We start from the raw sequence: 15565 nt of genomic DNA, 5'->3' as shown, positions 1-15565 counted from the left end.
GCGGCCTATGCGGACGCACAGAAATTGACCACAATACGCGTTGCGCCGATGTGATTCAAACCGGAACCAACAATAAAAAAGTGAGTGCAACGGGTACTCGAAATCAAAGAGGATAATTATAAGATGAAAAAGTTAGCCTTGAGTGTCTTGGCGTCAGCCATGTTTGCCGGCTCCGTTGCGGCCGCTGATCTTAAAATTGGCGTATCCATGGCCGTATTCGATGATAACTTCCTGACCGCTTTGCGTAACGGCATTGAAACCGCCGCTAAGGATAAAAGCGTAGATGTACAGATTGAGGACGGTAAGAACGAAGTCGGAACGCAGCTCAATCAGATTCAGAACTTTATTGCGTCAGGCGTGGACGCGATCATCGTCAACCCTGTCGATACCGACGCCACCGTGTCCATGAGCAGCGATGCGGAAGCCGCCGGGATTCCCCTCATTTATGTCAACCGTCAACCTATCAACGTTAACCAGCTCCCGGACAACCAGGCGTTTGTCGCCTCCAACGAAGAAGTATCCGGCACCCTGCAGGCGGAAGAAGTGTGTCGTCTGCTGGGAGGCAAAGGCAACGTGGTGGTCATGATGGGGGAACTCTCCAATCAGGCCGCTATTCAGCGTACCAAAGACGTGCATGACGTCATCAAGCGCAAAGAATGCTCCGGTATGAAAATCGTTGCGGAGCAGACCGCGGAATGGTCGCGTTTGAAAGGCAACGATCTGATGACCAACTGGCTGTCCGCAGGCCTGGAGTTTGACGCGGTTATCTCCAACAACGACGAAATGGCCATCGGCGCCCTGCAGGCCCTGAAAGCGGCGGGCCGCAAGATGGATTCCGTTGTCGTCGCAGGCATCGACGCCACCCCTGATGCGCTGGCTGCGATGAAGTCCGGCGATCTGGATGTGACCGTATTCCAGAGCGCCAAAGGTCAGGGCGCGGGTGCGGTAGACACCGCCGTTCGTCTCGCCAAAGGTGAAAATGTTGATCAGAAAGTTTGGGTGCCCTTTGAGCTGGTAACGCCGGCCAACCTGGATAAGTACCTGAGCAAGTAAGTCGATTTTCCACCTTAGGCAATGCGGAGGGATTGCGTTATGAGTAGCGCATCAGTAGTGGAGGCGGTGTCTGTGAACAGCGCAATTCCCCAAAATCGCAATTATGAATACGTGCTCGAAGTGGCCAATGTCCGTAAAGAGTTTCCAGGTGTGGTGGCTCTGGACAACGTCTCCCTCAGGATTCGCCCCGGGACGGTGCATGCGTTGATGGGGGAGAACGGCGCGGGCAAGTCGACGTTGATGAAAATCATCGCCGGCATTTATCAGCCCGACAAAGGACAAGTATTGCTGCGGGGCGAACCGGTGCGGCTGGAGAAGCCGCTGGACGCACAGGAAGCCGGCATCGCCATGATTCATCAGGAGTTGTTGCTGATGAATCCCATGACTGTGGCGGAAAACATCTGGATTCGCCGCGAACCCAAGGGGCGATTCGGGCTGATTGATCATGACGAGATGCGGCGGCGGACTCAGGACCTGTTCGACCGTCTCAATATCAGCCTTGATCCGGATGCGGAAATCAGCGAACTGTCGGTCGCCAACCGGCAAATGGCGGAGATCGCCAAAGCGGTGTCCTTCAATTCCGACGTGCTGATCATGGACGAGCCTACGTCGGCGATTACAGAAACCGAAGTCGCTCACCTTTTTGAGATTATTCGCGACCTGCGCGCCAAGGGCATCGGCATCGTCTACATCACCCACAAAATGAATGAGCTGTTCGAAATCGCCGATGAGTTTTCGGTGTTTCGCGACGGCCAGTACATCGGCACGCATCTGTCCTCCAACGTCACTCGCGACGACATCATTCGCATGATGGTGGGAAGGGAGGTATCGCAGATGTTCCCGAAAGAAGAGGTGGCGTTGGGCGATGTGGTGCTGTCCGTGAAGAACCTGAGCCGGGAAGGCGTATTCCGCAACGTGTCCTTTGATGTGCGGGCGGGCGAGATCGTCGGCTTTGCGGGACTGGTTGGCTCCGGCCGCTCCAATGTGGCGGAGGCCTTGTTCGGCGTGGCCCCGGCGGACGCCGGCGCAATTCAGATCAATGGGGAGTTTGTGCAGATCAAGTCGCCTAATGAAGCGATTCGATATGGCATGGCGTTTCTCACGGAAGACCGTAAGGAGACGGGCTGTTTTCTGCCTTTGACCATTCAGGAAAACATTCAGTCGGCGGTGCTGCATCAGAAATTCGTTAACAAGGGATTCGTGGCGGAAGCGGAACTGGCGAAAGAAGCGGTGGAAATCTGCAATAAGTTGCGGGTGAAAACGCCGGGTATGGATGAAGTGATCGAGAACCTGTCAGGGGGCAATCAGCAGAAAGTACTGATCGGCCGCTGGCTGTTGACCCATCCGAAAATCCTGATTCTGGATGAGCCTACGCGGGGCATCGACGTCGGCGCCAAAGCCGAGATACACAGCCTGATCACTCAGCTGGCCCACAAAGGCGTAGCGGTGGTGATGATCTCTTCCGAGCTGCCGGAAATACTCGGTATGAGCGATCGGGTCGTGGTTATGCATGAAGGGCGCGTCACCGGCATTCTGGACCGGGCGGAAGCGGATCAAGTGAAGATTATGGATCTGGCGGCGCAGTAAACCGCTGGTGACTAATATTGAGAGAGGTTGAAATGGCAACGACAACAACGAGTGGTCCCATGACGACGGATAACGGACGCCTGACGCCCACGTCGAAGAAGCGCATGCCGCCCGAGCTTAGCATCCTGATGGTGCTGTTCGGCATTGCGGCATTGTTTGAAGTGCTGGGCTGGTTCATCGTCGGGCAGAGCTTCCTGGCCAATATGAGCCGTCTGCAGATTATTATTCTTCAGGTGTCGGTGATCGGCATTATCGCCGTCGGCGTCACCCAGGTCATTATCACCGGCGGCATTGATCTGTCCTCTGGTTCGGTCGTGGCGATGACCGCCATGATCGCTGCGACGTTCGCCCAGGACAGCAACTGGCCCAAGATCATTTACCCGGCGCTGGTGGACATGCCCTTTGTCGTGCCGCTGGTGGTGGGATTGGCCCTCGGCGCCCTGGCTGGCTTCATCAATGGCTGGTTAATCACAAAAACCAAGATTCCTCCTTTCATCGCCACCCTGGGCATGATGGTCTCCGCTCGCGGCATCGCCCGCTGGTTTACGGACGGCAGCCCTGTGTCCGGTTTCACTGAGAGCTTCACGATGCTTGGCAGTGGTCTGGGACGCTGGGCGCCGGTAGTGGTGTTTCTTCTCGTCGCGGCGTTTTTCCATGTCGTCATGCGCTACACCCGCTTTGGCAAGTTCACCTATGCCATTGGCGCGAATCCCCAGGCGGCGCGGGTATCCGGCATCAATATCGACGCCCACCTGATCAAGGTCTACATGATTGCGGGACTGCTGGCGGGACTGGCGGCGATGGTGGCGATCGCCCGCATCAAAACTGCGCAGGCGGGCATGGGTCTGATGTACGAATTGGACGCTATCGCGGCGGCGGTAATCGGCGGCGTGTCGCTGTCCGGCGGACGCGGACGCATCACCGGAACGGTTATCGGCGCGTTGATACTGGGCGTCATGTTGTCTGGCTTCACTTTCCTGAGAGTGGACGCCTATTATCAGGACATTATCAAAGGCGCGATTATCGTGTGCGCGGTGGTGGTGGACCAGCATCGGCAGAACAAGCGCAAGAAGACCAGCTGACCTGTCGCAACAACTACTACACCTGCATGAAAAAGCCCGACGCGGAAAGCGTGCGGGCTTTTTCTTTTGATTCTGAAGACGCTATGGGCCCTGCCTGCGCTAAATGTTTTCCCGAATATGAAGTTCCGGCGCCAGCAATACCGGCGCAAAGCACTGTTCGCCTTTGGCGTTGAAGGCGCGCGCGAACAAGGCCAGGGTTTCAGCCGCCAGACGTTCCACCGGCGTGGCGATCACCATGTCCACCAGCCCCTCGTTCAGGGCCTCCCGGGTGCTGGGCGTCAGCTCGTTGCAGATAACCACTAAATCGCGGTCAGGGGCTTCGCTGCGCAGTGCGGAGATCATCCCCGCCATACCGCCGCCGGCGCTGTACAGCGCCACCAGATCAGGATGCGACGCCAGCAAATTAGCGGTGGCCTCGGCGGCGAGGCGGTCGTCGTCGAGATTGAGAATCGGATCAAGCAGACGGAAGCTGCGGCCCAGCTCGCGAAAGTAACTGATAAAGCTGATCTCGGATATTTCCTGATTCAGATAGCGATGACTGCCCAGCAGTATCCCAATGTCGCCCTCTTTTTTCGCCAGTCGGGAAATCGCCCAGGCGGCGCTGCGTCCGGCTTTGCGACTATCCAGACCGAGATGCCCGGCGCAGGCCTGAGAGGAGAGTTGCGACAGCAGGGTGATGACGGGTTTGCCCTGGGCGGCCAGTTGCTCGATAACCTGGTTGATCGAGTGATGGTCTAACGCCACCAGCGCCACCGCGTCCGACTCTTCCGCTACCTGCCGCAGGCGCTCCGCGATATAGGCGGGGGCGACTTCGTCCATGAAAATCAAATTCGTCTGGATCTGATAATCGCGCTGTCGCGCGGCGGCGTTGACCAGCGCGGCGCCCAACGCCTGATAAAAGGCTTCGGCGCTGCGTTGCAACAGCAGGGCGATGGTCTTGCGAGGCTTGGATTCCTGAAAGCGTTTTTTCAGTAATCCGGAGGCGTGATAGCCAATATCCTCCGCCGCCAACAGCACTCGTTGCGCCGTCGCTTCACGTACTTTGGAGCGGTTATTCAGCACCCGGTCCACGGTGGCCGGACTGACCCCCGCTGCCAGGGCGAGATCGGTGATCGTTGGGCGTCTGGACATGGCGCCGCGCCGCCTCAATCCGCCTTCAGCGCCACATAACGTCCGGTGAAGCGCACGGCTGTTTCGCCGTCCGCGAGAATCTCCGCCACCAGCTCCCGACGGGCTTTGCCCCGTTGCTGATAAACGCTGACGAATTCATCCACCTGCTGCGGCTCCGCAAAGGCGCAGCGCACCGCCAGACGCGCTGAGCGCAGCGGCTTGAGAAACTGGATCTGGCTGTCCTGAATCACGATGTCGCCCTTGAGGTCATGAGACTTCAAGGTCAGCGTCAGCAGACCCCAGCCGGACAATACGCACATGGAATACAGACTGCCGCCGAACGCCGTCGCTTTGTCGTTGATGTTGTTTTCCAAAGGCGCCGACAGCGCCAGCGCCTGTCCGTCATACTGATCGACGCGTAACGCCATCGCACGGGTAAGGGGAATCTCATCATCAAAAATACGTTGCAATTGCGCAGCTAAAGACGCGTCACTCATAGCTTTTCCTTGGCGTAGTTGGATGTAGGCTAGGAGGTATTATAATCAGAGCGAGCCCACAGGGACTTAGCCATTCGTCGGTGTCTGGCGGTATTCGTTTTGGGGCGCAGCGCCCTCACAACCCTTCTTCCCGCACTTCCTCGCTGACTAAACGGTATTGTCCTTCCCGGGACTCGCGCAGGTATTGCTCAATTTTGCCCTTTGCGTGCAGTTGCTGCAGGCCGGCGTTGAAGCGTCTGAGGCGGTCGAGACTTTCCGGTTTTTCCATGGAGAACAGGAGATGCATGGTGGTCAGCGGTTTTAGTGGGTGGGGGTGGTGCGTCACGCGGTTGGCTTGTTCCGCCGGGAACAGATCGCGTAGCTCGGCGTAGCCTGCTTCGACGTCCGAGGGAAAAATGTCGAGGCGTCCCGCCAGCAGTTTGCGCCAGTTCAGCTCGTCAGAGTGCACCCACTCAATCTCATACAGTCCGTCCTTTGATGCATTCACAAAGTCTTCGCCGTAGTTGTAGCTGTTGGTGCCGCCGACTCTCAGGTTGCGCAGATCGCTGAGTTCACGCCATTCAAACGTCGTGGTTTTGAGGTGGAAAAACACATATCCATATCTGCCGATGGAATCGCTGTAGTAATGATGGGCTTCCCGCTCCGGTTTGTGGCTCCAGGGAAATGAGGCGTCCGCCAGCCCTTCCTCCGACATCAGCAGCGTGCGTTTCCAGGGAAAGAACTGGAACACGACTTTATCTCCCGCCGCCTCAAAGGCTTCTTTGACGATGCGCGCAGTGACGCCATAGTGTTTTAGCTGCGGCGACACATAGGGAGGCCAGTCTCCGGTGGCCACGGTCAGGGTTTCCGAGGCGACCGGAGCGGCGATCAGAATCAGACTGTATAACGCGGCGAGAACAGTGAGGCATGGGCGGCCGGTGATGACGGGCGAGGACATGGGATGCACCTGCGACGTTAAAGCTGTCTTAGTAATTATAGGCGCTTCGGGCGGGATTACATTTCTTAACGGAATGATGTCTGGCGTTACCCGGTTTCGTGATGCAGAGACCGTTTCCCGCCCCTGCGTTAGCTATAGTCATCATGGAGCTATTTGTCTGCCTGGTTAATACTGTTGCAAGCGCAAAGGAATCGCCATGAAAACTTTAATATCTCTCCTTCTCGCGGCGACGCTGTTCCTGACGTCCGCCGTCTACGCGGCGCTGACGCCCATCAACGGCAAAATGGAAACCCCGCAAACCCTGAATGGTTTTGTTCACCTTCCCACTGATTATGATCCCCAGCGTGAGGAGGGTTATCCTCTCTTGATTTCCTTGCATGGACTGGGCGAGTGCGGTGACGCCACCGTGAGTAACGGTGATGGAACTTACTCTCTGAACATGCAAATCCTCAACAAGGTTTCGGGCGCAGGCGTTCCCAGAATGATACGGGACGGACTCTGGGAAGCATCGTCTCCGTTGATTGTGCTGGCGCCGCAGTTACCAGCCGGCGGATCGGGAATTTGCGGCATGCACAAAAGCCGTTATGAACAGATCTATAACCACGTGGTAGCCAATTACAACGTGGACCGGAATCGCGTCTACGTCACTGGTTATAGCCAGGGCGGCAATGGAACCTACAACGTGCTGCGGGACCGGCCGGACACCATCGCCGCAGCCGCCCCTGTCGCCGCCTGGTATCCACAGGAGTTTGACTGCGAAGCCATTCATCACATCGCCGTCTGGGCGTTTCATGGCGATGAAGACGCTGTTATCGGACATAACTCCGGTAAAAACGCCGTGGATAAAAAGCTGAACGGCTGCGGCGATCCGGATTACCCACCGATGTATCCCGCCAAACTGACCAGTTTCGCGGGCGTTGGGCATAACTCCTGGGATGGCGCTTATGGCCTGAAGCTGAATCACACGTTCAAAAACAGCGATGGCCAGGTTGTGGACAGCAAAAATTACTATCTGGAATTGGCCTACGACCACAATGATCCCAATGTCGACGCCGCCGGCGCCTATGGCGGCGACGGTTATTACTATCATTACAACGAATTTGGCCGTCATGTTCTGTTTCACTGGTTGCTGAGTTTCGCCAAGGACGCGGGCGCGCCTCCCGATCCAGACCCGCAGCCGGGAGAGGGAGATGGGCTGTATCTGCGCCTGCATGGAGACTATGTGCAATGGGATCAATTTCGCCTGTTTGAGAGCGCCCTGTGGAGCGGAGAATTCGACTTGCCCGCCATGGGGCTGGATAAGCTGTCGCTGTCCTTCAAGACGTTGAACGGCGTTGCGCCGTCGCAATGGTACGTGCAGTTGTGGGATACACAGGTGAGAAAAGACCTGGGTGTGTCGTTGAACGACTACCTTCGCGTCGGCCCGGTTTGGAGTACGGTGGATATTCCACTTGCTGATTTCGCCGCTCAGGGCGTGGACTTGCGCCATGTGCAATGCGTGCGTTTGTTCTTTGGCGCCTCGGCGCAGTTGGACCTGGGGCTGGATGAAGTGAAGTTCACCGGCGCTGGAGAGACCTTGGTATTTTTCGGCGCGCAGCATCAATCCTCTGCATACCGAGCCAATGGCGCGCTCTCAGTGGATCTGGTCTCCGGCGAAGATAGCGGTGGCTGATGCGCGTTGACGTCGATAAAAGAAGAGGACCGGCGATGGCTACGGTCCTCTGAACGCGCTTGCGCGCGGGGGTGGGTGGGAATATCAGGCTGCGGCGACGGTGTCGGCGCGTAGCTGTCTGGCGGCATTGACCATGTTCTGCAATGCCGGGCGCACTTCTTCCCAGTTGCGGGTCTTCAGGCCGCAGTCCGGGTTCACCCACAGGCGGTGGGCGGGTATACGTTCGGCGGCTTTACGCATCAATTGGACGATATGCGTTTCGCTTGGAATGTTCGGCGAATGGATGTCATACACGCCCGGGCCGATTTCATTCGGGTATTTGAAGTTATCGAAGGCGTCCAGCAACTCCATGTCGGAGCGAGAGGTTTCGATGGTGATGACGTCCGCGTCCATCCCGGCGATGGCCTCGATAATGTCGTTAAACTCGGAGTAGCACATGTGGGTGTGAATCTGAGTTTCGTCTCCCACGCCGTTGGCGGCGATGCGGAACGAGCTGACCGCCCATTGCAGGTATTCCCGCCATTGCGCGCGTCTTAACGGTAAGCCTTCCCGTAACGCCGCTTCATCGATCTGAATGACGCGAACGCCGGCGCGTTCCAGATCCTGCACCTCGGCGCGAATGGCCAGCGCCAGTTGATAGCAGGTGAGGGCGCGAGGCTGGTCGTCCCGTACGAAAGACCAGTTCAGAATGGTCACCGGACCTGTCAGCATGCCTTTCATCGGGCGGTCGGTGAGTGATTGCGCGTACTTGATCCATTCCACGGTCATCGCCTGCGGGCGGCTGATATCGCCAAAAATAATAGGCGGTTTGACGCAGCGGGAGCCGTAGGATTGCACCCAGCCGAACTGACTGAACACATAGCCGTCCAGCTGTTCGCCGAAATACTCCACCATGTCGTTGCGTTCCGCTTCGCCGTGCACCAGCACGTCCAGACCCAGACTTTCCTGTTCTCTTACGCAACGCTCGATTTCCTGTTGCATCAGCGTGCGATATTCGCTGTCCTGCAGCTCGCCCTGACGGTAACGGCGGCGCGCATTACGAATGTCCGCAGTTTGTGGGAACGATCCGATAGTGGTGGTCGGGAACGCGGGCAGTTGCAGCCTTTGCGCCTGTCTTGCTGCGCGGGTTTGATAATCGCTGCGACGATCGCCCATGTCTGCGGTAATCGCTTCCACGGCCTCTTTCACGGCGGGATTATGCACGCGAGAAGACCCTTTGCGGCTGTCCACGCAGGCCTGATTTTCCTGCAAGGCCTCTGCGACAGTGTTGCGGCCTTCGCTTAATGCTGTCGCAAGAATCTTCACTTCATCCAGCTTTTGCAGAGCGAACGCCAGCCAGGATTTGATCTCAGCATCCATCTTCTCTTCGCTGTCCAGATCCACTGGCGAGTGCAGCAGTGAGCAGGACGGCGCTAGCCACAGACGCGATTGCAGCTTGTCATAAACTGGTTGCAGCCAGTCCAGGGTTTGATTGAGATCGGTCTTCCAGATATTGCGTCCGTTCACTACGCCCAGAGACAACACTTTATGGCTTGGCAGCCAGTCGATCAGTTTGCCGATTTCCGCGCGGCCATTGATGGCGTCCACATGTAATCCGCCTACAGGCAGTTCGCAGGCCAGTTGCAGGTTGTCCTGCAGTTGTCCGAAATAGGTCGCCAACAGCAGTTTGGCTTTACTGGACTTGAGCGTGTGATAGGCGAGGTTGAGCGCATATCGCCAGTTAGCGTCCAGCTCGGTGACCAAAATGGGCTCGTCGATCTGCACCCACTCCACGCCCTGGCTCGCCAGCACGTCCAGCAGCGCGGCGTAGACCGGCAACAGGCGCTCCAGCAGGTCGAGCTTATTGGAGTTGTCTTTGCTTTTGCCCAGCCACAGATAGGTCACAGGCCCAATGATGACGGGTTTGATATTGGCGCCGGTTTGCTTCGCTTCCGCAATTTCCGCCAGTAAACGCGACGGATTGAGAGTGAATGCGGAGTCCGCAGTGAATTCCGGCACAATGTAGTGATAGTTGGTGTCGAACCACTTGGTCATTTCGCCGGCGTGAACGCAATGGCAGTCGCTGTCCTGCGCCGAACGGCCGCGGGCGACCCGGAAGTAGTTATCGAGTTCATCGCCTTGCAGACGGCTGACCCGTTCAGGGATGACGCCTAGGGTGAAACTCATATCCAAAACTTGATCGTAGAAGGAAAAATCGCCTGCCGGAACCAGGTCCAGTTGGGACTGATTACGCCAATGGCGCTGCCTCAGTTCCGCGCCCACTTTCAGCAGCTCTTCCTGGGGAATGCGTCCTTTCCAATAATCTTCCTGAGCGAATTTCAATTCCCGTTTTGCGCCAATGCGGGGGAACCCCAGGTTGTGAGTGGTAATCATGTCATGCCTCCTATGTCGATGACGTCATCATAGAGACTCAGAATTATGAAAAATAATGTTAAGATTTCATCTATCTATTAAATAAATTCATGAGTTGCTGACATGCTGGAACGTAATCATCTCGCCATCCTGCGGGAGGTGGACCGTTTAGGTTCGCTGACCGCCGCTGCGGAAAGCCTTTGTCTGACGCAATCCGCCCTTAGCCATGCGGTAAAGAAACTGGAGCAGCAATTGGACGCGGCGGTCTGGACCAAGGAAGGCCGCAATCTGCGCTTTACCCAGGCTGGAGAATACCTGTTGGCGTTGGCCAAACGGCTGCTGCCGCAATTCGAACACGCCGAACTGGTGATGAGTCAGTTCTCCCAGGGGCAGCGAGGCGCTCTGCGCATTGGCATGGAGTGCCATCCCTGTTATCAGTGGCTGCTGAAAGTGGTGGCGCCCTACCTGCAGCGCTGGCCGGATGTGGATGTGGACGTCAAACAGAAGTTTCAGTTTGGCGGTATCGGGGCGCTGATAGGGTATGAAATCGATGTGCTGGTGACGCCGGACCCGGTGCGTAAGGATGGATTATCCTTTCAACCGGTGTTTGATTACGAGCAGGTGCTGGTGGTGGGCGACAATCACCCTCTGGCTCAGACTGCCTTCGTCGAACCTGCTCATCTGTTGCAGGAGACTCTGATTTCTTATCCCGTGGATATCGACCGCCTGGATATCTACAACCAGTTCCTGCTGCCCGCCAATTGCTATCCCAGGCAACACAAGACGATTGAGACGACGGATATCATGCTGCAAATGGTGGCGGCGGGGCGTGGCGTGGCGGCTTTGCCGAAGTGGCTGGTGGCGGAGTATGCGCAGAAGATGCCAGTGCGTCCGGTGCGACTGGGGCCGCAGGGCATCGCCAAACAGATCTTTTTGGGCGTGCGCGAGGAGGACGCCGGCACGGACTACTTGGCGTCCTTCGTCGCCATGGCGCGGGATGCGGAGTGGAAGGGCTAGCCGTCGTCTGCTTAAACGCTCTGCTGGAGCGTTCAGGTGTCCTCGCGTCCAAAGGGGCGTCGGGTGGGGAAGCTGGAGGTTTCTTTCTGCTCGGCGCCGGTGTCTGCGCTATTGCGCTGAATATAGCGGCTGTATCGCTGCGCCAGCGGCGCGGCGGTGACGCCATGTAACAGTACACTGAGCAGGATGGTCAGCACGGCGACGCTGAAAAGCTGATCTTTCCCCGGCGCATGATCTTCCTGCATGACCAGCAACACATAAAGCAGGGAGGCCAGTCCCCGAGGCCCGAACCAGCCCAGAAACAGTTTGCTGGTGAACTGTAACTGGGTGCCAGTCAGGCTGACAATGACAGGGATAATGCGAATGACCGTCAGGCTCAGCAGCGCATAGAAAAAGTGCGTCCAGGTAAGGTCTGGCAGGGCGTGGGGAATCATGATGGCGCCGAACAGCAGAAAGTTGATCAGGCTTAACAACTGGCCTTCGGTTTCCGCAAAGCGATGCAGCGGCGCGCAGAAAACGTGGGTGCGCGTGCCTACCGCGGCGCCGGCGCAGAAAGCGGCGATGAAGCCATTGCCGCCGCACAGCTCCGCCAGACCGTATGAGGACATGGCGATAGCCAGCAGCCCCAGGCGCTGATAAGTCGGGCTTACCCAGCGTCGCTGTACGCCGACGTCCAGTGCGCGTCCCGCCGCCAGACCTACGGCGACGCCATAGATCGGCCCCAGCAACAGTTGCATCGACGCCAGTTCCAGCCAGTGACTTGCGCTGTGGTTTTCGCCAATCAGCCAGGACAGGCCGATAATCAGCAAAGGCAGCGCCATGCCGTCATTGAGTCCGCTTTCCACATTGAAGGCCTGACGGATGCGCACCGGTACGCGTTCGTTATTGATGACCGCCTGTCCCAACGCCGCATCCGTCGGCGCCAGGATCACCGCCAGGGTGAAAGCCCCCGCCCAACCCAGCTCGGGAAACATGGGATAGGCGACTAAAGCGCCAACGCCAATACACAACGGTAACCCGAGGCCAAGCAGACGCAGTGGAATATTGTGCCCTTCCTTGAGCTGACGCAGATTAATGCGCGACGCGTCGGTAAACAGCACCCACACCAAGGTCACCTCCGCCAACCAATGCGCCAGACTCCACTCAGGATCGGCGGCCAGCAGACCCAGACCGCGATCGCTGAGCAGCAATCCTGCCAGTGTGAAAAACAAGGGAGCTGTCATTGGCCCCTGCTGGGACCAACGGGAAATAAGCGCGAAGGCAATCACAGCAGCGCCGAACAACAGGAGCGTCAATTCAAAGTTCATGGATGCTTAGTCATATCCACCAGAGCGGACCAAAGATGAAAGTTTGCGGCTTCATGTCTTTTATTTTGTACATACGTCAGCGACTTAGCGCAACCCAACGCACCAGTTCCGCTCCTCATTCGCTTAATCCATGCAACAAAGTTGTGCGGATTTGGCCGTTTTTCTGCGCTTATTTGGAAATTATAGTGCTCCCATCAATTATTCATATGAGGAGTCACTGATCATGTTTCGCAAATTGCTTTTAGCCGCATCCATCGCTGTTTCATTTACTGCCGCTGTTGAAGCGAAAGAGCCGCTGCAATTGAAGGTTTACAACGCTGACGGCAACAGCTTCAACGTTACTTCCACCGTCATCAGCGGTGAGACCGAAGCGGTGGTAGTGGACGCTGGATTCACCCGCGCCGACGCCTATCGCATCGCCGCCAATGTGCTGGACTCCGGTAAAACGCTGAAAACTATTCTGGTCAGCAACGCCGATCCGGACTATTACTTTGGCGTGGAAGTGCTGAAGGAAATCTTTCCTAAAGCCGACGTCGTGGCGCCGCCTGCGGTGCTGGAGCACATCAAGGCCAAACTGCCGTTCAAAGTGGAATTCTGGGGCCCGAAAATGGGCGCTAATGCACCGCGCAACCCGGTTGTCCCGGCGGCGCTGAAAGGTAACTTCATCACTGTGGACGGAGAGAAACTGGAAGTGCGCGGCATGCAGGGCGAGCTGGCGCACCGTCCATACGTGTGGGTGCCTTCTTTGCAGGCGATTGTCGGCAACGTTGCTGTACTGGCGGACATGCATGTGTGGATGGCTGATACGCAGAAGCAAAGCGAACGCGACGCCTGGGTTGCGCAACTGGACGAAATGAAAGCGCTGCACCCGGCTATCGTGGTGCCCGGACACATGCTGCCGGATTCCGATATGGACGTGAGCGCCATCGATTTCACCCGCACGTACCTGAAGCGCTTTGAAGAAGAAGCCAAAGACGCCAAGAATGCGGACGCGCTGATGCAGGCGATGGAGCAGGCGTATCCGAAGCTGGAAACCGGCATTGCTCTGGAAATCAGCGCGAAAGTAGAGAAAGGTGAGATGAAGTGGTAGAACTCGACTACTTTTACGATCCGATCTGCGGGTGGTGCTACGCCGCCGCCCCGTTGATCCGCAAAGCGCGCGAGTTGATGCCGGTTAACCTGCGCGCTGGCGGGCTGATGATCGGCGCCAACAGACAGCCGGTGAATGAGTCGCTGCGCCGTTATGTCATGCCCCATGACCAACGGATTCAGGCGCTGACAGGTCAGCCTTTTGGAGACGCCTACTTCAATGGCCTGTTGCGGGATCAGGATGCGGTATTCGATTCGGAACCGCCGATTCGCGCTGTGCTGGCGGCGGAGAGCCTGGGCGGCGACGCACTGGCGATGTTGCACCGCCTGCAACAGGCGCATTATGTCGAAGGCGAGCGCATCGCCGACCTGGCGACCCTGACCCGTCTGGCGCAAAGCATCGGCCTCGACGGCGAACGTTTCACCGCGCAGATGTCCGTTAACGCCAGCTCCGCCGCCGCCCATATTCAGGCGACGCGACGGGAGATGACGCGCCTGAGCCTGCGCGGCTATCCCTCACTGGCGCTGATTATCGACGGCTCAGTGGTTCCGGTGACTGTCGGTCCCTATCTCGGCAAACCCGACGCCTTCGCCGCTCATCTGGAAGCGTTGATAGGAAGCAAGACGCAGAATGACGACACGGACGAGGCGCCTTTCTGTACACCTGACGGCTGCTCCTGAACTTTCATCTATCCGGGCAAGGACGCCCGGATTAATGAATCCCCGTATAACTTTGGCTTCAAGTCAGCCCGCGCCGCTTGCGTAGGAAGGGTAGTCCGTATATCCCGCCGCATCGCCGCCAAACAAGGTAGAGGGATCGGTGATGGCGTTCAGCTCCAGATTGTGTTGCAGGCGGTAGGGCAGGTCCGGATTGGCCAGGAACATGCGTCCGAAGGCGACATAATCGGCATGGCCTGCTTTGATGATCGCGTTGGCTTTGTCGGCGTTGTAATTGCCCGCCACGATCACCGCGCCGCTGAAGACTTCCCGCAGTTGGCGGCGGAAACTGTCCGGCACGGGCGGTGCGTCGTCCCAGTCCGCTTCCGCCAGATGAATGTAAGCCATGCCCAGTTCGTTGAACGTTCTTGCCGTCGTCAGGATGGCGACAGGCGCTTCTGGATCGTTCATGCCTCTTTGAGTGATGAACGGCGATAAGCGGATGCCGACCCGATGCGCGCCTATGGCGTCGCATACCGTACGCGCAACTTCCTGTACGAAACGGATACGGTTGTCGAGGCTGCCGCCATAGTCATCGTCGCGCTGGTTGGCGGTGGCGCGCAGGAACTGGTCGATCAAATAACCATTGGCGCCGTGAATCTCCACGCCGTCAAATCCCGCCTCCATCGCGTTAAGCGCCGCCTGACGGTAATCCCGAATAATCGCCTGGATGTCCGCCTGAGTGAGGGCGCGCGGGGTGGGGCAATCCAGCATCTGACCCACTCCGTCCTCGCCTACGATCCAGACTTTGGCCTCAGGGGCGATGGCGGAGGGCGCAACCGGCATGCCGTCTTCATGCAATGAAGCGTGCGACATTCTGCCGACATGCCAAAGCTGGCAAAAAATCCGTCCGCCAGCGGCGTGGACAGCGTCTGTGACTTTGCGCCAGCCGGCGATTTGTGCGTTGGTATAGATCCCGGGGGTGAAAGAGTAGCCTTTTCCCTGTGCGGAAATCTGCGTGGCTTCGCTGACGATCAATCCGGCTTGCGCCCGCTGGGCGTAATAGGTCGCCATGAGATCGCGTGGCGCGTCTTCAGGTTGAGCCGTACGGGCGCGGGTCATCGGCGCCATGACAATGCGGTTGGCGATGTCCAGTGCGCCAATTACACCCGGGTTAAACAGTAATGGATAATGCATGGGAATAC

At 57.6% G+C, this 15565-nt stretch carries 13 protein-coding genes; 7 read left to right on the top strand and 6 right to left on the bottom strand.

All coding sequences use genetic code 11. From position 1 onward, the window contains the following. The first annotated feature begins 123 nt into the window (after positions 1-123). The 3 genes from EUZ85_RS27435 to EUZ85_RS27425 are packed head-to-tail and all read left to right on the top strand — an operon-like array spanning position 124 to position 3722. Complete coding sequence (locus EUZ85_RS27435; RefSeq protein ID WP_127973318.1) at positions 124-1053, top strand: sugar ABC transporter substrate-binding protein; 930 nt, start codon at positions 124-126, stop codon at positions 1051-1053. 39 nt (positions 1054-1092) lie between these two features. Continuing rightward, complete coding sequence (locus EUZ85_RS27430) at positions 1093-2640, top strand: sugar ABC transporter ATP-binding protein (protein ID WP_127973317.1); 1548 nt, start codon at positions 1093-1095, stop codon at positions 2638-2640. Positions 2641-2699: 59 nt separating this feature from the next. After that, positions 2700-3722 carry an ABC transporter permease gene (locus tag EUZ85_RS27425; RefSeq protein ID WP_127973316.1) on the top strand — a complete coding sequence of 341 codons (1023 nt, stop codon included), beginning with the start codon at positions 2700-2702 and terminating at the stop codon, positions 3720-3722. A 99-nt stretch (positions 3723-3821) separates the two neighbouring features. On the opposite strand, the gene EUZ85_RS27420 is transcribed toward EUZ85_RS27425, so the two are convergent. The 3 genes from EUZ85_RS27420 to EUZ85_RS27410 form a co-directional block, all read right to left on the bottom strand. Continuing rightward, positions 3822-4853 carry a LacI family DNA-binding transcriptional regulator gene (locus tag EUZ85_RS27420; protein WP_127973315.1) on the bottom strand — a complete coding sequence of 344 codons (1032 nt, stop codon included), beginning with the start codon at positions 4851-4853 and terminating at the stop codon, positions 3822-3824. Between the two features lie 14 nt (positions 4854-4867). Beyond that, a complete protein-coding gene (locus EUZ85_RS27415; protein ID WP_127973314.1) occupies positions 4868-5329 on the bottom strand; it encodes a thioesterase domain-containing protein in 462 nt (153 codons plus the stop codon). Between the two features lie 115 nt (positions 5330-5444). After that, entirely contained in the window at positions 5445-6266 is an 822-nt protein-coding gene (locus EUZ85_RS27410; RefSeq protein WP_127973313.1) for an ABC transporter substrate-binding protein, read from the bottom strand. Positions 6267-6462: 196 nt separating this feature from the next. On the opposite strand from EUZ85_RS27410, the gene EUZ85_RS27405 reads away from it, so the two are divergent. Then, positions 6463-7938, top strand: coding sequence for a hypothetical protein (locus tag EUZ85_RS27405; RefSeq protein WP_127973312.1), 1476 nt, complete (start codon positions 6463-6465; stop codon positions 7936-7938). An 84-nt stretch (positions 7939-8022) separates the two neighbouring features. On the opposite strand, the gene metE is transcribed toward EUZ85_RS27405, so the two are convergent. Then, complete coding sequence (metE, locus tag EUZ85_RS27400) at positions 8023-10311, bottom strand: 5-methyltetrahydropteroyltriglutamate--homocysteine S-methyltransferase (protein ID WP_127973311.1); 2289 nt, start codon at positions 10309-10311, stop codon at positions 8023-8025. A gap of 102 nt (positions 10312-10413) precedes the next feature. Here metE and EUZ85_RS27395 point away from each other — a divergent pair, with 102 nt between their 5' ends. Then, the gene (locus tag EUZ85_RS27395) at positions 10414-11307 is read left to right on the top strand and encodes a LysR family transcriptional regulator (RefSeq protein ID WP_127973310.1); all 894 of its coding nucleotides are present in this window, start codon (positions 10414-10416) and stop codon (positions 11305-11307) included. A 32-nt stretch (positions 11308-11339) separates the two neighbouring features. Here EUZ85_RS27395 and EUZ85_RS27390 read toward each other — a convergent pair whose 3' ends face one another. Beyond that, positions 11340-12614, bottom strand: coding sequence for a sodium:proton antiporter (locus EUZ85_RS27390; protein ID WP_127973309.1), 1275 nt, complete (start codon positions 12612-12614; stop codon positions 11340-11342). A gap of 223 nt (positions 12615-12837) precedes the next feature. Here EUZ85_RS27390 and EUZ85_RS27385 point away from each other — a divergent pair, with 223 nt between their 5' ends. Both EUZ85_RS27385 and EUZ85_RS27380 read left to right on the top strand, forming a co-directional pair. After that, positions 12838-13704 carry an MBL fold metallo-hydrolase gene (locus tag EUZ85_RS27385; protein ID WP_127973308.1) on the top strand — a complete coding sequence of 289 codons (867 nt, stop codon included), beginning with the start codon at positions 12838-12840 and terminating at the stop codon, positions 13702-13704. Next, positions 13698-14384, top strand: a complete 687-nt coding sequence (locus EUZ85_RS27380; protein WP_127973307.1) for a DsbA family protein — start codon at positions 13698-13700, stop codon at positions 14382-14384. Before EUZ85_RS27385 ends, EUZ85_RS27380 begins: the two co-directional genes overlap by 7 nt. Positions 14385-14447: 63 nt before the next feature. Here the strand turns inward: EUZ85_RS27380 and EUZ85_RS27375 are convergent, their stop codons facing one another. Beyond that, positions 14448-15557 (bottom strand): alkene reductase, encoded by a 1110-nt coding sequence (locus EUZ85_RS27375; RefSeq protein WP_127973306.1) that lies wholly within the window; start codon positions 15555-15557, stop codon positions 14448-14450. Positions 15558-15565: the final 8 nt, after the last annotated feature.

It is taken from the genome of Hahella sp. KA22, from assembly GCF_004135205.1.
In the GTDB taxonomy this organism is placed as follows: Bacteria; Pseudomonadota; Gammaproteobacteria; order Pseudomonadales; family Oleiphilaceae; genus Hahella.
This window is presented reverse-complemented; position numbering and strand designations above follow the sequence as displayed.

Coding starts and splice junctions, on each gene's coding strand:
- EUZ85_RS27405 (WP_127973312.1), top strand. CDS start 6,463: ATGAAAACTTTAATATCTCTCCTTCTCGCGGCGACGCTGTTCCTGACG.
- EUZ85_RS27435 (WP_127973318.1), top strand. CDS start 124: ATGAAAAAGTTAGCCTTGAGTGTCTTGGCGTCAGCCATGTTTGCCGGC.
- EUZ85_RS27415 (WP_127973314.1), bottom strand. CDS start 5,329: ATGAGTGACGCGTCTTTAGCTGCGCAATTGCAACGTATTTTTGATGAT.
- EUZ85_RS27385 (WP_127973308.1), top strand. CDS start 12,838: ATGTTTCGCAAATTGCTTTTAGCCGCATCCATCGCTGTTTCATTTACT.
- EUZ85_RS27420 (WP_127973315.1), bottom strand. CDS start 4,853: ATGTCCAGACGCCCAACGATCACCGATCTCGCCCTGGCAGCGGGGGTC.
- EUZ85_RS27375 (WP_127973306.1), bottom strand. CDS start 15,557: ATGCATTATCCATTACTGTTTAACCCGGGTGTAATTGGCGCACTGGAC.
- EUZ85_RS27395 (WP_127973310.1), top strand. CDS start 10,414: ATGCTGGAACGTAATCATCTCGCCATCCTGCGGGAGGTGGACCGTTTA.
- EUZ85_RS27390 (WP_127973309.1), bottom strand. CDS start 12,614: ATGAACTTTGAATTGACGCTCCTGTTGTTCGGCGCTGCTGTGATTGCC.
- metE (WP_127973311.1), bottom strand. CDS start 10,311: ATGATTACCACTCACAACCTGGGGTTCCCCCGCATTGGCGCAAAACGG.
- EUZ85_RS27430 (WP_127973317.1), top strand. CDS start 1,093: ATGAGTAGCGCATCAGTAGTGGAGGCGGTGTCTGTGAACAGCGCAATT.
- EUZ85_RS27410 (WP_127973313.1), bottom strand. CDS start 6,266: ATGTCCTCGCCCGTCATCACCGGCCGCCCATGCCTCACTGTTCTCGCC.
- EUZ85_RS27425 (WP_127973316.1), top strand. CDS start 2,700: ATGACGACGGATAACGGACGCCTGACGCCCACGTCGAAGAAGCGCATG.